Source organism: Streptococcus halotolerans, assembly GCF_001598035.1.
In the GTDB taxonomy this organism is placed as follows: Bacteria; Bacillota; Bacilli; order Lactobacillales; family Streptococcaceae; genus Streptococcus; species Streptococcus halotolerans.
In genome coordinates this window covers 1,229,542-1,243,311 of record NZ_CP014835.1, presented here as the reverse complement: position 1 = coordinate 1,243,311, position 13,770 = coordinate 1,229,542, and the positions used below count along the sequence as shown (strand labels likewise).

Sequence of the window (13,770 nt, the reverse complement as noted above, 5' to 3'; positions counted from 1 at the left end):
TGAACCTTGATCAGTTTCTCTTTGGAGTGAAAGGAACCAATTTCATGATTTTAACAGTGACCTTAAATCCTTCGATAGATATTTCTTATCCCTTGGAAGAGTTTAAACTTGATACCGTTAATCGTGTATCAGATGTTAGTAAAACACCTGGTGGGAAAGGACTTAATGTTGCACGTGTTTTAAATGATTTAAAGGAATCGGTAACAGCAACAGGCTGTATCGGTGGTGAGAACGGTGAGTTCTTATTACATCACCTTCCAGAAAGCATCCGAAATCGTTTTTATAAGATTTCTGGAGATACAAGGAACTGTATTGCTATCTTACATGAGGGAAAGCAAACAGAGATTTTAGAACACGGTCCATTTCTAGATCAAGATGAAGTAGATGGTTTTGCCAATCATTTTAAGTATATTCTCGGTGATGTTGATGTCATTACGATGTCAGGAAGTCTACCGGGGGGAATGCCTGTAGACTTTTATCAACGTCTGATTAGAATCAGTAATACGTTTGGCAAAAAGACAGTTTTAGATTGTTCTGGAAATGCTTTAAAAGCAGTATTGGAGGGAGATGACAAGCCTACTGTTATTAAGCCAAATACAGAAGAATTAGCACAGCTTTTAGGACAGGATGTTGGTCTCAATCTAGAGGAACTGAAAGCAGTACTCAAACAACCATTATTCGATGGTATCGAATGGATTATTGTTTCATTAGGTGCCGACGGTGTTTTTGCTAAACATGGTTCTACTTTTTACAAGGTTGATATCCCCAAAATAGAAGTGGTCAATCCAGTCGGTTCAGGAGATTCTACTGTCGCAGGAATAGCTTCAGGATTAGCAAATGACGAAGATGATGAGGCTTTACTAACTAAGGCAAATGTTTTGGGAATGCTCAATGCACAAGAAAAGACGACAGGACATGTCAATATGAGCAATTATAATGAATTATATGACCGACTAATAGTCAGAGAGGTTTAATGATGACACTTACACTTACTGAAAATAAACACAAATCAATGAAACGATTAAGCAAGAATGGCATCATCTCAGCCCTTGCTTTTGATCAACGTGGCGCTTTAAAACGCATGATGGCCAAACATCAAGCCGAGGAGCCAACGGTTGAACAAATAGAAGAACTGAAAAGTCTGGTTTCAGAAGAATTGACACCATATGCTTCTTCCATCCTACTTGATCCTGAATACGGGCTTCCGGCGACAAAAGTCCGTCATAAAGAGGCAGGTTTACTCCTTGCCTATGAAAAAACAGGCTACGATGCGACAACGACTAGTCGTTTACCAGACTGTCTTGATGTCTGGTCAGCCAAACGCATCAAGGAAGCTGGCGCTGACGCCGTGAAGTTTTTGCTTTACTATGATGTCGATGGTGACGAAGCTGTTAATGAGCAGAAGCAAGCCTATATTGAACGTATTGGTTCAGAATGTCAAGCAGAAGACATTCCTTTCTACCTTGAAATCTTAACCTATGATGAGACTATTTCTGATAATAGCAGTATGGCGTTTGCTCAAGTCAAACCTCATAAAGTTAATGGTGCGATGGCTGTTTTTTCAGAAGACCGCTTTGGCGTAGATGTGTTGAAAGTGGAAGTGCCTGTTAATATGAATTTTGTGGAAGGATTTGCTAAAGGAGAGGTTCTTTACACCAAAGAGGAGGCAGCTCAAGCTTTCCGTAACCAAGAAGAGGCGAGCCATTTACCATATATCTATTTAAGTGCGGGTGTGTCAGCCAAACTCTTTCAAGAAACCCTCGAGTTTGCAGCGGAATCAGGGGCTAAATTTAACGGTGTGCTATGTGGTCGTGCCACATGGGCAGGTGCGGTACCGGTTTATATCACAGATGGTCCAGATGCCGCTCGCGAATGGCTTCGTACAGAAGGTTTAAAGAACATCGATGACCTCAACAAGGTTCTGGAGAACACGGCAACATCTTGGGAAGATAAAATTAATTAGCGATATAAGGAGAGATGTAAAAAGCAGAGTGTGACCACTAGAAAAGCCATTGATTTGTACTGACCCCAAAAAGTTGGACAATGAATTATTGCAAGGATTTAGTTCTGTACTGGACAGGACTAAGTCCTTTTAGTTTATGACTGAGAATTATTTTGTCTCAGGCTCTTTTATGCTATAATAATCCTAATATTTTGAAGATTTGGAGATTCTTATGAAGACACCTTTTATTTCTCGTCAAGAGTTGGATAAGATTACTGAACAATTCCCTACACCTTTCCATCTTTATGATGAGAAGGGAATTCGTGAGAAAGCGCGTGCCTTAAATAAGGCCTTTTCGTGGAACAAGGGGTTCAAAGAATATTTTGCGGTGAAGGCGACGCCAACCCCAGCTATCCTAAAGATTTTACAAGAAGAAAACTGCGGTGTGGATTGTGCGACAGGTGTGGAACTTTTAATGAGCCATAAGTTGGGGTTCAAAGATATCATGTTCTCATCTAATAACACACCCGCTTCGGAGTATCAGTATGCTAAAGAAATTGGAGCAACTATCAACCTCGATGCCTATGAAATGATTGCTTTCGTTAAAGAAACAATTGGTCTACCAGAAACAGTGTCACTTCGCTATAATCCAGGTGGCGTTTTCGCTCTGGGGACAGCTATCATGGATAATCCTGAAGAATCTAAGTTCGGGATGACGCGTGAGCAACTCATCCAAGGTTTTAAGGATTTAAAAACGGAAGGTGTCAAGGAGTTTGGGATTCATTCTTTCTTGGCTTCTAATACGGTTACCAATGATTACTATCCAGAGTTGGCTCGTCAACTCTTTACTCTAGCTGTGGACATTCGAGAAGAAGCAGGCGTTGAACTTAGCTTTATCAACTTGTCCGGTGGTATCGGGGTTGACTATCGTCCTGAAGACAAAGCTAATGATATTGCAGCTATTGGAGACGGTGTTCGCAAGGTTTACGAAGAAGTGCTTATCCCAGCTGGACTTGGGGAGATTAAGATTTTTACAGAACTAGGTCGCTTTATGCTGGCTCCTCATGGCCTCTTGGTCACAAAAGTGTTACACCGCAAGAAAACTTATCGTGATTACGTAGGTGTGGATGCATCGGCTGTCAATCTTTTGCGCCCAGCAATGTATGGTTCTTATCATCACATTACGAATATCAGTAATCCTGCTGGTGCTGTAGAGGTAGTAGATGTAGTTGGTTCACTCTGTGAGAATAACGATAAGTTTGCTAAACGGCGTGAGTTGCCTGAGGCGCGTGTAGGAGATACTTTGGTCATTCATGACACAGGCGCACACGGATTTTCAATGGGGTATCAGTATAATGCCCGTCTTCGTTCGGCTGAAATTCTCTATCAAACAGATGGTAGCGCCCGCCTTATCCGTCGTGCAGAGACACCAGAGGATTATTTTGCGACTATTATAGGATTTGACTTTGACTAATAGTGTGTGAAGGGGTTGGATTAAGATCCAGCCCTTCTCATGTTAAGAGAGATTTGCTATTCGGATTAGGACAACTCTCAACAGCGGAAATACTGTTCTTGCTGGTATTAGCAGTAGTTCTTTGCTCATCATCTTAAGCAAGAACACTGAAAGTTGCAGCAGAATTAGCATAGTATTTAAGAAAATGTGAGGTGTTACATAGAGCCTGTACTTACTCAGATAGAGAAGACAACTTTGAGCGCTTTGAGACGTTAGCTTTGAAAGAAATCTGACAATGTCGGGGCTATGTAGCGCTCTAGGTAGGCACGTGGAACTGTTAGCCATGTCAGTCCTTCATTTTCAAAAGGTTTATTATGTTTTGGGCACCATTCATCAAAGTCTTAATAATGGATATGATACTTGTTTACTCCAGCTTAGTCAGCTTAGTACTGATTTTTGGGATATGGGCTAAACGCTATTTTTGGATAAAACATCAGAGTAGCTAATGTGTTGCTAGTTTTATTTGTGGCAGTTCCCATGGCTTATTTTAGGTATTTTCAAATTTGTAAAGCTGTGACTTTTCTGCTATAATAGGACGGTAAATAAGACTAGGAGAACTCAAAAAACATGTCAACAGCATTATGGATTTTAATCGTTGTATTAGCAGCAATGGCAGGTGTATTTGGTGGTATTTTCATTGCCCGTAAACAAATCGAAAAAGAAATCGGTCAATACCCACGTTTGACACCAGATGCTATTCGTGAAATGATGAGCCAGATGGGTCAAAAACCAAACGAAGCGAAAGTTCAACAAACTTACCGCAATATCGTTAAACAATCAAAAGCAGCCGCTGCTAAAAAGAAAAAATAAGATTAAGAGGGGTTGGGAGCAGAGTTCTCAACCCTTTTTAGAAAGAAGAGACTATGGATAATCGTCCGATTGGTTTTTTAGATTCAGGAGTCGGTGGCTTGACGGTTGTTAGGGAATTAATGCGACAACTCCCTCATGAAGAAATTGTTTACATCGGTGATTCAGCTAGAGCTCCCTATGGACCACGACCAGCTGACCAAATCCGAGAATACACATGGCAACTGGTTAATTTTCTCTTGACCAAAAATGTTAAAATGATTGTATTTGCTTGCAATACAGCGACAGCAGTAGCCTGGGAAGAAATCAAAAAATCCCTTGACATTCCTGTATTGGGAGTGATTTTACCAGGGTCAGGTGCAGCGATTAAGGCAACCAAGGAAAAGAAGATTGGTGTGATTGCCACCCAAATGACAGTTCAATCTGACATCTATAAAACCAAAGTACAACTGTTAGATCCTCAGGTTGAGGTGACGTCTTTGGCTTGTCCTAGGTTCGTGCCCTTGGTCGAATCCAATGAAACGACCTCGAGTGTGGCCAAAAAAGTTGTTTATGAGACCTTGGCTCCTTTGGTTGGAAAAGTTGATACCTTGATTTTGGGCTGTACTCATTATCCCTTGCTTCGTCCTATTATCCAAAACGTTATGGGACCTGAGGTTAAGTTGATCGATAGTGGTGCCGAGACGGTGCGCGATATTTCGGTTTTACTTAATTATTTTGAAATCAACCGTAACCGTGAAGCGCAAGAAAAAAGCGACCGTTTCTACACCACAGCTGGCGTCACTAGCTTTCAAGATATTGCCGAAAATTGGTTGGGCACCACCATTACTGTTGAGCACGTGAGTTTAGAGGAGACTTTGAATGGCTGACAAGATTTATGAGTATAAAGATGAGAATGACTGGTTTATTGGAGATATGTCAGGGCATAACTCGTTGAGCTATCTTGGAGATGAGCATGGAATAGATGATTCGTTATTTAACTTAAATCGTCTTTTAGATGGCTTACTAGAAATAGATGTTTTGTCTGAGGAAGAATGGCGCCATCCTCGGGGTTACCGTGTGACTGTGGTTAAGTGGACTTCTGAAATGAAGTTGATTAATTTTGTCTTTGATATGGTCAACCAGCAGTTTGGACGACGCTTAGAAACACGCCAACATCAAGGGGCTATTCTGCTTCTAGAAGATGATAGACTGCTGGCTGTCCATCTCCCACAAGGTGGTGTTAGTGCTTCTGATTTCTTCGGTAAAAACCAGTCGACTTTCGGTGATAAACTGCTCATTGCCACACACAATGAAGGCAAGGTCAAGGAATTCCGTAAAATGTTTGCTTCGCTTGGAATTGAAGTGGAAAGTCTAGCCGACTATCCTGATTTACCAGAAGTTGAAGAAACAGGAATGACTTTTGAAGAAAATGCTCGACTCAAGGCAGAGACCATTTCTAAATTAACAGGTCGTATGGTTTTAGCTGATGATTCAGGCTTGAAAGTCGATGCCCTAGGTGGCTTACCCGGTGTCTGGTCGGCACGCTTTTCAGCACCAAATCCAACAGATGCCAAAAACAATGCTAAACTCTTGCATGAATTAGCTATGGTTTTTGAACAAAAAGATCGTAGCGCCCAATTTCATTCGACTCTAGTTGTGGCAGCACCCAATAAAGAAAGTCTGGTTGTCGCAGCTGATTGGCCAGGTTATATTGCTTATGAAGCAAAAGGCGAAGGTGGCTTTGGCTATGATCCACTTTTTCTGGTTGGTGAAACAGGGCAAACAGCTGCTCAGCTCAGTCCAGAACAAAAGAATGACATTTCTCACCGAGGATTAGCAATGAAAAAACTAATGGAGGCATTTCCAGCATGGCAGAACAAACACTAATCGTCATGAGTGACTCTCACACTGACAAAGCTGTAGTTGAAAAGATAAAGGCTCATTATCAGGGAAAGGTTGACGCCATTTTCCACAATGGGGATTCTGAATTATCTGCAAATGATCCTGTATGGCAAGGAATCCATGTGGTTCGAGGAAATTGTGATTATGATTCAGACTATCAAGATGACAATATTGTCACCTTACCAGGATTGACTGTTGCTCAGACACATGGACATCTTTACCACATCAATTTTATGTGGGATCGTTTGGTCTATTTTGCCCAAGAAGCACAAGCTGATATTTGCTTGTATGGTCATTTACATCGTGCGGCAGCTTGGCAGGAGGAAGGAATTGTTTTTGTTAACCCAGGCTCTGTCTTACAACCCCGAGGTGACATCAATGAAAAACTCTACGCCTTGATCAAGGTCACTGATACTTCAATAATAGTTGACTTCTTAGACCTCAATCACCAAGTTTACCCAAGTTTATCACAGGAATTTAGCAGATGATTGCCAAAGAATTTGAAGATTTTTTATTAAATTACACTGAGCACTATTTAATTCCTTCGAAAGACCTTGCTATCGTGGTGGATACCCATAATATGGATCATGTGCTGCTCTTAATCACGAGTAACGGTTATTCTCGTATCCCAGTTATCTCAAAAGAGAAAATCTATTGTGGAACAGTCTCGATTTCTGATATTATGAGCTATCAGGCTGACAATAATTTAGCCGCTTGGGAGCTTTCCCAAACTGATGTCGCTGTGGCCGTTAATGATAAGGTGGAAACGATCTTGGCAGATGCCCCACTGACAGAAATTATGCACAAACTCGTGGATAATCCTTTCTTGCCAGTTTTGGACAGCGATAAGCATTTTATGGGGATTATCACGCGGAAATCGATACTAAAGGCTGTCAATGCCTTGCTACATGATTTTACTGAGGATTATGACATCACACCAAAAGAAAAACATGATAACTAAAGAGACGATTACGTCCTTTTTAGCTGAGAAAAACATCTCAGCCGCCTCTCAAAAATCCTACTCCTATGACTTAGAGCAGTTTATGGATTTAGTAGAAGGACATATTAGTGACACCAGTCTTCTTTATTACCAAGAATTTTTAAAATCCTTAAAAGTCAGTGTCCAAAAGCGCAAACAATCATCGGTCAATCAATTTTTACACTATCTCTACGAAGAAGGCCATGTAGACTATGACTACCGTTTAAAAAAGGTAAAAGCAGGTCTGCCTGCACCAAAGGGCTCTTTCAAAAAGGTTGATTTGGACTTTTTAACTGAAGACAGTAAATGGTGGCAAGGTCGTTTAATTGCTTCATTTCTAGCACTCATGGGCTTGACTCTGAAAGAAATGGCAGAGATAAAAGGCGATAGGCTTGATGTTGAGTTTAAGGTTTTGAAGGTTAAGAAAGATGATCAAGTCAGGATTCTTCACCTGCCAAAGACTATCTTGCAACAACTACCACAAGTGTCTGAGGATTCATATCTCTTTGATAATAAAGGGAAAGCTTATTCTCGTCAGTGGTTTTTCTTACAACTCAAGGCCTATTTAGACAGTCTCAATCTGAGTCACTTGACTGCTCAAAAATTGAGACAGCAGTATATTCTTAGTCAGATCGTTTTAGGAAAATCAGCGACAGAGATTGCTAAACAGTTGGGACTAAAATCCAGTCAAACTCTCGAGAAATATTTCAAATAATGGATATCAAATTAAAAGATTTTGAAGGTCCCCTTGATTTACTTTTGCACTTGGTGTCAAAGTATGAGGTGGATATCTATGATGTGCCCTTGGTTGAGGTCATCGAACAATATTTAGCCTATCTGGCAACTCTTCAAGTGATGAAGTTGGAAGTTGCTGGAGAATATATGGTAATGGCTAGTCAGCTCATGCTGATTAAAAGCCGTAAACTCTTACCAAAACTTGTGGAAGAAGTACCATTTGAAGAAGATCTTGAGATGGAACTCCTTTCGCAAATCGAAGAGTACAAACGTTTCAAAGCTATTTCACAGGAACTGGATCAACAGCATCAAGAGCGTGCCAAGTTATTTTCAAAGCCAAAGACAGAAATTGTTTCAGAGGATGTGACCTTAAAAGAGGATAAGACGACCTTAGATCTCTATTTAGCTTTTTCAAAAATCATGGCTCAAAGACAGGTCGCTTTTAACCAAGAGCATACGACCATTGCAGCAGATGATTACCGTATTGAGGATATGATGGTATTTGTTGAGGATCAGCTTGAGCCTGGTCAACCTAAATCAATGCAAGCATTGTTTCAAAAAGTGGAAAGCAAAGAGCAGATGATTACCATCTTTTTGGCTATTTTAGAATTGGTCAAACGTCAAACGCTAAGGGTTGAGCAAGTGCAGAATTTTTCAGATGTTACCTTAAGAAGGGAGGCGACATGACAACCTTATCGCAAATTGAAGCGCTTCTCTTCGTGGCTGGAGAAGAAGGGTTATCAATCCGTCAATTGGCAGAATTATTAGAACTACCACCCTCAGGCTTACAACAGTCTATGGACAAATTAGTAGAGAAGTATCAACAAGATAAGGATTCTGCTCTGACCATTTTAGAATCTGCCAATACCTATAAATTAGTAACCAAAGATGACCATGCAGAACTGTTGAAGTCATATGCACATACTCCAATCAATCAAAGTCTGTCTCGCGCAAGCCTTGAAACCTTGTCTATTATTGCTTATAAGCAACCTATTACCCGGATTGAAGTGGATGGGATTCGTGGGGTCAATTCAAGTGGAGCTATTAGTAAGCTGCAAGCATTCGGATTGGTTCAGGAAATTGGAAAGAAGGAAGTTCTTGGTCGTCCCAATCTTTACGCGACTACGGATTATTTTTTAGATTACATGGGCATCAATAGCTTAGACGAGTTGGTTGATGTTTCAGCTATTGACATCAAGGAAGAAGAGGTCGCATTATTTGCGGAAGTTCCCTCTCTAGAAGAATAAGGAAACAAGATGATGAGAATTAACAAATACATTGCCCACGCAGGTGTGGCAAGTCGTCGTAAGGCAGAAGAATTGATTAAAAAGGGTCTGGTGACCATTAACGGAGAGAAAGTGACTGAGTTGGCGACAACCGTCAAGTCAGGTGATGTTGTTGAAGTTGAAGGTAGCCCTATTTATAACGAAGAAAAAGTTTATTATCTGTTAAATAAACCCCGTGGAGTGATTTCCAGTGTGTCGGACGAAAAAGGGCGTCAAACGGTAGTGGATTTACTGCCACAAGTTAAGGAACGGATTTACCCTGTTGGTCGCTTGGATTGGGATACTTCTGGGCTTCTCCTGTTGACGAATGATGGTGATTTTACTGATAAAATGATTCACCCTCGTAATGAGATTGACAAAGTCTACGTGGCGCGTGTGAAGGGTCTTGCAACTAAAGAAAATCTTCGACCGCTGACGCGTGGTGTTGTTATTGATGGCAAGAAAACGAAGCCTGCTCGTTACAATATCATCAAAGTTGAAGCAGATAAAAATCGTTCAATTGTTGAATTGGTTATCCATGAAGGACGTCATCACCAGGTTAAGAAGATGTTTGAAGCTGTTGGTTTACTCGTTGATAAATTATCACGCACTCAGTTTGGTACCCTTGATTTGACTGGGCTTCGTCCAGGGGAATCCCGTCGACTTAACAAGAAAGAGGTTAGCCAGCTTCATAATTTGGCGGTTAACAAAACCAAATGAGAAAAGGATTAATAGCAATCGTTCGCTTTTATCAAAAATACCTGTCTCCCATATCTCAAGGAACCTGCCGTTTTCGGCCAACCTGCTCTCAGTATATGATTGAAGCCATTGATAAACATGGCTTTAAGGGAATGCTAATGGGAATAGCCCGAATTCTGCGTTGCCATCCTTGGTCAAAAACGGGATTTGATCCTGTTCCTGACCATTTCTCACTCAAAAGACATACCAAAAACGATTCACAAAAGTGAACCGTTTTTTCATTGTATTAATACTTGGACCAGGTGCGTCTTAAGAAAAGTAAGAGCATAGGATAGATTTCCAGACGACCGGCAATCATGGCAAAACTCATGAGCAGTTTTGAGAAGGGACTGAAGATGTCAAAAGTTTCAGCCGTTCCCAACATCGGCCCGATATTATTAAAGGTAGACGCAGCTGCGCTAATGACTACCATAAAATCTTTTTGATGGTCGATACTTAAACAAAAGACCAGCCCAAGAAACATGATGACATAGATGGCTAAGTATTTTAGAACACTATGCTGTGTTTCCTTATCGATAACATTTTCCCCAATATGAAGAGACATTACGCGACGAGGATAAAGTGTCTTTAAAACTTCGTTTTTGACAACTTTAGAAATGATAAGTGCCCTGATAACTTTAAAACCACCAGCTGTGGAGCCAGCAGATCCGCCTAAAAACATCAATAAGAGAAGCATAAATTGCGCAAATAATGGCCAGACTGTTAGATCAGTAATCCCAAAACCGGTTGTTGTGATGATATTGGTTACCTGGAAGAAAGAGAATCGAATAGTCTCCTCTAGGCTGGTATATAGGTGACTGACGTTTAAGCTGATCATTATTGTCGCTACGAGAATGATTCCTAGATATAGGCGTAATTCAGTATCTTTAAAGAAAAGCCTGAACTTTCGCATCAATATCAAATAGTACAAGTTGAAATTAATACCAAAAAGCGTGACACCAAAAGAAATGACATAGGTGATAAGTGGATTCTTATAGTGAGCTATAGAATCGTTATAGACACCAAAGCCACCAGTACCAGCACCTCCCATAGCTGTTATGATGCTGTCAAAAAATGGCATGCCGCAAAGCCATAAAATGAGAGTAAAGATAAGGAACATTCCCATGTAGATGAAGTATAGAATTTGAGCGGTACTTTTTAGTTTTGCGACCACTTTTCCGAAGACAGGTCCAGGAACTTCAGCTCTCATAACTTCATGGTGACCATTTTTGCTATTGCTCATAATAGCAAGTGCAAAAACCAGTACCCCCATACCTCCAATCAGATGAGCGAAACTTCTCCAGAAAAGGAGAGAGTGTGATAAAACAGCAACATCTGGTAAAATAGTAGCTCCAGTGGTCGTAAAGCCTGAGCTGACTTCGAAAAAGGCATCAATAAGACTTGGGATTTGACCTGAAAACACGAAGGGAAGGGCACCAAAGAAGGACCACAGGACCCAGCAGAGTGCGACGATCAGCATGCCTTCTTTAGTGTAAATGTGGTGGTTTTTCGGTTTTACCCAGCTGCCCAGCCCGCCGAGGACTAGTAGCAGCCCAATCGTATAGATGATACTGCGTTTAATAGTCCAATCCTCTTGATAGATGAAGGATACCAAAAGAGGGACTAGTAGCAGTCCTGCCTCGATGATAAGGAGTTTTGATAATAAAAAACGGACCATTGCTCTATTCATTACGCGACCTCTTCATCAAATCATAGATTTTTGTAATGTTTTTAAGTAGGGTGATGATAACGATTTTATCCCCGACTTCAAGAATGTCCTCACCAGTGGGGTAAATCGTTCTGCCTTTACGGATAATAGCAGCAATCAAGACATTATCTTTAAGTTTGATATTGGAGAGCTGTTGTCCAGCCATTTTATTCTTCTCGCGAATTTCAAACTGAAGCGTTTCGATACGGCCATTGGCCACATGATGCATGGCATCCAAATTAGAATCTTGAGCATTGTCACGTCCACGGACAAAATGCATGACGGTATCGGCAGCGATACTTTTAGGGGTAATAATACTAGACGATACAAAATTATGGTCGATAATTTCGAGGAGACTAGTACGGTTGACCTTGGTAATGTTTTTTGGCACACCGACTTTTTCCAAGAAAAGAGAGGCAATGATGTTTTCTTCATCAACACCTGTTAAGGTAGCTACAGCATCATAATTAGCAGCACTTTCTTCTAAGAGAACATCCTTGGCAGTTCCGTCACCAACAACAATGTTAAGATGGGGGAACTCTTGACTAAGCCATTGTGCGTGTTTTTCATCTCGTTCAATAACTTTTAAATTGATTTTGTTATTGCGAAGTAACGAGAGGAGGTAGTAGGCGATGCGTCCCGCACCAATAATCATCATATTTTTGATGAGTTTGTGCTTAACAAAATTATGAAAAAGAACCATTTCAACACGACTACCTGTTACAAAAATACGGTCTTTAGGAAGGATGGTGTCGTTACCATCAGGAATGAGGATAGTATCTTGTCTTTGAATAGCGCAGATAACGATATTTCCAAATTTTCTGCGGAATTCTGAGAGAGACATATGACTGAGCACGCTCTGATCGGATACCGAAAATTCCATAAGCATGACGCGTCCATTGACAAAGTGTTCGACAGATTTAGCATTAGGAAAGTCGATACTATTAGCAATATAGCGTGCTGTCAAAAGTTCAGGATTAATCACCAAGGAAAACCCTAAGAAATTGCGTTCTTTAAAGTAAGCGTTAGAGTATTCTGGGTTACGAACGCGGACGATGGTTTCTTTAGCTCCCATTTGCTTAGCAAGAACTGCTGCAATCATATTGACTTCATCTTTATCGGTCATGGCAATAAAAATATCACAATCTTGAATATCAGCTTGTTCTAAAATCTTATGGTTGGCGCCGTTTCCAAGAAGTCCAATGATATCGTAGCGTTTAGTGAGATGTTTTAAAACACTTTCTTTTTGTTCAATCAATACGACATCGTGATTTTCTTCGACGAGTGATCGGCAAAGCGCAGCTCCGACCTTACCACCGCCGACTAGAATTATTTGCATGATTTTCCTCCATAAATAATTACACCCTATCATACTCTTTTTTTGTTAAAAATGCATCCTACCAAAAGATAATTTTATGAAGAAATTTAAGAGAAAATAGTTGACACTCGTGATGAAAGTGTTATACTTACTATTAAGCTATTCGTTGGTTTAAATCAAACCTGTTATGATTTAAGGTAACGAGTCAACACGAACCACGCTATCTGCTGAGCTTGACTCCGGGTAGCGTGGTTATTTTTATGGGCAAAATCAAGGAGTATGAAGCTATGGTAGAAAACAATTATGAGAAACAATCAACTGGTCGTAATCACATCGTGCTTTTTCAGCCGCAAATCCCACAAAATACTGGAAATATTGCGAGAACCTGCGCAGCGACTAATAGTCCCTTACATATTATTAAACCAATGGGATTTCCTATTGATGATAAAAAAATGAAACGTGCAGGTCTCGATTATTGGGATAAATTGGATATTTATTATTATGACTCTTTAGAAGCGTTTATGGAAAGCGTTGACGGTCCCGTTTTTTTGATTTCTAAGTTTGCAGATAAAACCTATTCTGATGTGGATTATGATCAACAACTAGATCAATACTTTATGTTTGGGCGCGAAGATACTGGTCTACCTGAAATGTTTATGCGAGAGAATGTAGAGAAGGCTCTTAGGATTCCAATGAATGATGAACACGTTAGAAGTTTAAATGTTTCTAATGCTGTTTGCATGGTTGTATATGAAGCGTTACGCCAGCAACAGTTTCGAGGTTTGGAAAGGGTGCACATTTACAAAAATGATAAATTGAAATAAGGAAAAGTTTTGTAAAACAGGTAGAAAATTAAAAAATCTTTTGCTATACTAACTTAA

At 40.4% G+C, this 13,770-nt stretch carries 16 protein-coding genes; 14 read left to right on the top strand and 2 right to left on the bottom strand.

The window, feature by feature from the left end; all coding sequences use genetic code 11:
- The first annotated feature begins 44 nt into the window (after positions 1–44).
- From A2G56_RS05540 to yidD, 13 genes are all read left to right on the top strand, one after another.
- A complete protein-coding gene (locus A2G56_RS05540; RefSeq protein ID WP_062710177.1) occupies positions 45–974 on the top strand; it encodes a tagatose-6-phosphate kinase in 930 nt (309 codons plus the stop codon).
- A gap of 2 nt (positions 975–976) precedes the next feature.
- Complete coding sequence (lacD, locus tag A2G56_RS05535) at positions 977–1,963, top strand: tagatose-bisphosphate aldolase (protein WP_062712483.1); 987 nt, start codon at positions 977–979, stop codon at positions 1,961–1,963.
- 211 nt (positions 1,964–2,174) lie between these two features.
- Positions 2,175–3,416, top strand: a complete 1,242-nt coding sequence (locus tag A2G56_RS05530) for a diaminopimelate decarboxylase (protein ID WP_062710174.1) — start codon at positions 2,175–2,177, stop codon at positions 3,414–3,416.
- A gap of 606 nt (positions 3,417–4,022) precedes the next feature.
- On the top strand, positions 4,023–4,265 hold the full coding sequence (locus A2G56_RS05525) for a YneF family protein (protein ID WP_062710171.1): 243 nt from the start codon (positions 4,023–4,025) through the stop codon (positions 4,263–4,265).
- Positions 4,266–4,318: 53 nt separating this feature from the next.
- A complete protein-coding gene (gene racE, locus A2G56_RS05520) occupies positions 4,319–5,131 on the top strand; it encodes a glutamate racemase (RefSeq protein ID WP_062710167.1) in 813 nt (270 codons plus the stop codon).
- Positions 5,124–6,131, top strand: coding sequence for a nucleoside-triphosphate diphosphatase (locus A2G56_RS05515; protein WP_062710164.1), 1,008 nt, complete (start codon positions 5,124–5,126; stop codon positions 6,129–6,131). Before racE ends, A2G56_RS05515 begins: the two co-directional genes overlap by 8 nt.
- Positions 6,113–6,634, top strand: a complete 522-nt coding sequence (locus A2G56_RS05510) for a metallophosphoesterase (protein ID WP_062710161.1) — start codon at positions 6,113–6,115, stop codon at positions 6,632–6,634. Before A2G56_RS05515 ends, A2G56_RS05510 begins: the two co-directional genes overlap by 19 nt.
- Positions 6,631–7,107, top strand: a complete 477-nt coding sequence (gene cbpB / locus A2G56_RS05505) for a cyclic-di-AMP-binding protein CbpB (protein ID WP_062710158.1) — start codon at positions 6,631–6,633, stop codon at positions 7,105–7,107. Before A2G56_RS05510 ends, cbpB begins: the two co-directional genes overlap by 4 nt.
- On the top strand, positions 7,097–7,840 hold the full coding sequence (gene xerD / locus A2G56_RS05500) for a site-specific tyrosine recombinase XerD (RefSeq protein WP_062710156.1): 744 nt from the start codon (positions 7,097–7,099) through the stop codon (positions 7,838–7,840). The genes cbpB and xerD overlap by 11 nt, the downstream gene beginning before the upstream one ends.
- Positions 7,840–8,547, top strand: a complete 708-nt coding sequence (locus A2G56_RS05495; protein WP_062710153.1) for a segregation/condensation protein A — start codon at positions 7,840–7,842, stop codon at positions 8,545–8,547. Before xerD ends, A2G56_RS05495 begins: the two co-directional genes overlap by 1 nt.
- On the top strand, positions 8,544–9,107 hold the full coding sequence (scpB, locus tag A2G56_RS05490; protein ID WP_062710150.1) for an SMC-Scp complex subunit ScpB: 564 nt from the start codon (positions 8,544–8,546) through the stop codon (positions 9,105–9,107). The genes A2G56_RS05495 and scpB overlap by 4 nt, the downstream gene beginning before the upstream one ends.
- 12 nt (positions 9,108–9,119) lie before the next feature.
- Positions 9,120–9,845: a pseudouridine synthase gene (locus A2G56_RS05485; RefSeq protein WP_062712480.1), complete on the top strand. Its 726-nt coding sequence runs from the start codon at positions 9,120–9,122 to the stop codon at positions 9,843–9,845.
- Positions 9,842–10,093: a membrane protein insertion efficiency factor YidD gene (yidD, locus tag A2G56_RS05480; RefSeq protein ID WP_062710147.1), complete on the top strand. Its 252-nt coding sequence runs from the start codon at positions 9,842–9,844 to the stop codon at positions 10,091–10,093. The genes A2G56_RS05485 and yidD overlap by 4 nt, the downstream gene beginning before the upstream one ends.
- A 17-nt stretch (positions 10,094–10,110) precedes the next feature.
- On the opposite strand, the gene A2G56_RS05475 is transcribed toward yidD, so the two are convergent.
- Together A2G56_RS05475 and trkA are read right to left on the bottom strand one after the other, a co-directional pair.
- The gene (locus A2G56_RS05475) at positions 10,111–11,553 is read right to left on the bottom strand and encodes a TrkH family potassium uptake protein (protein WP_062710144.1); all 1,443 of its coding nucleotides are present in this window, start codon (positions 11,551–11,553) and stop codon (positions 10,111–10,113) included.
- Positions 11,546–12,910: a Trk system potassium transporter TrkA gene (gene trkA / locus A2G56_RS05470; RefSeq protein ID WP_062710141.1), complete on the bottom strand. Its 1,365-nt coding sequence runs from the start codon at positions 12,908–12,910 to the stop codon at positions 11,546–11,548. Before trkA ends, A2G56_RS05475 begins: the two co-directional genes overlap by 8 nt.
- A gap of 266 nt (positions 12,911–13,176) precedes the next feature.
- On the opposite strand from trkA, the gene trmL reads away from it, so the two are divergent.
- On the top strand, positions 13,177–13,713 hold the full coding sequence (trmL, locus tag A2G56_RS05465) for a tRNA (uridine(34)/cytosine(34)/5-carboxymethylaminomethyluridine(34)-2'-O)-methyltransferase TrmL (protein ID WP_099091471.1): 537 nt from the start codon (positions 13,177–13,179) through the stop codon (positions 13,711–13,713).
- Positions 13,714–13,770: the final 57 nt, after the last annotated feature.

What these genes read in the sequence shown, in the direction of transcription:
- A2G56_RS05540 (WP_062710177.1), top strand. Translation starts at nt 45, where the DNA reads ATGATTTTAACAGTGACCTTAAATCCTTCGATAGATATTTCTTATCCC.
- lacD (WP_062712483.1), top strand. Translation starts at nt 977, where the DNA reads ATGACACTTACACTTACTGAAAATAAACACAAATCAATGAAACGATTA.
- A2G56_RS05530 (WP_062710174.1), top strand. Translation starts at nt 2,175, where the DNA reads ATGAAGACACCTTTTATTTCTCGTCAAGAGTTGGATAAGATTACTGAA.
- A2G56_RS05525 (WP_062710171.1), top strand. Translation starts at nt 4,023, where the DNA reads ATGTCAACAGCATTATGGATTTTAATCGTTGTATTAGCAGCAATGGCA.
- racE (WP_062710167.1), top strand. Translation starts at nt 4,319, where the DNA reads ATGGATAATCGTCCGATTGGTTTTTTAGATTCAGGAGTCGGTGGCTTG.
- A2G56_RS05515 (WP_062710164.1), top strand. Translation starts at nt 5,124, where the DNA reads ATGGCTGACAAGATTTATGAGTATAAAGATGAGAATGACTGGTTTATT.
- A2G56_RS05510 (WP_062710161.1), top strand. Translation starts at nt 6,113, where the DNA reads ATGGCAGAACAAACACTAATCGTCATGAGTGACTCTCACACTGACAAA.
- cbpB (WP_062710158.1), top strand. Translation starts at nt 6,631, where the DNA reads ATGATTGCCAAAGAATTTGAAGATTTTTTATTAAATTACACTGAGCAC.
- xerD (WP_062710156.1), top strand. Translation starts at nt 7,097, where the DNA reads ATGATAACTAAAGAGACGATTACGTCCTTTTTAGCTGAGAAAAACATC.
- A2G56_RS05495 (WP_062710153.1), top strand. Translation starts at nt 7,840, where the DNA reads ATGGATATCAAATTAAAAGATTTTGAAGGTCCCCTTGATTTACTTTTG.
- scpB (WP_062710150.1), top strand. Translation starts at nt 8,544, where the DNA reads ATGACAACCTTATCGCAAATTGAAGCGCTTCTCTTCGTGGCTGGAGAA.
- A2G56_RS05485 (WP_062712480.1), top strand. Translation starts at nt 9,120, where the DNA reads ATGAGAATTAACAAATACATTGCCCACGCAGGTGTGGCAAGTCGTCGT.
- yidD (WP_062710147.1), top strand. Translation starts at nt 9,842, where the DNA reads ATGAGAAAAGGATTAATAGCAATCGTTCGCTTTTATCAAAAATACCTG.
- A2G56_RS05475 (WP_062710144.1), bottom strand. Translation starts at nt 11,553, where the DNA reads ATGAATAGAGCAATGGTCCGTTTTTTATTATCAAAACTCCTTATCATC.
- trkA (WP_062710141.1), bottom strand. Translation starts at nt 12,910, where the DNA reads ATGCAAATAATTCTAGTCGGCGGTGGTAAGGTCGGAGCTGCGCTTTGC.
- trmL (WP_099091471.1), top strand. Translation starts at nt 13,177, where the DNA reads ATGGTAGAAAACAATTATGAGAAACAATCAACTGGTCGTAATCACATC.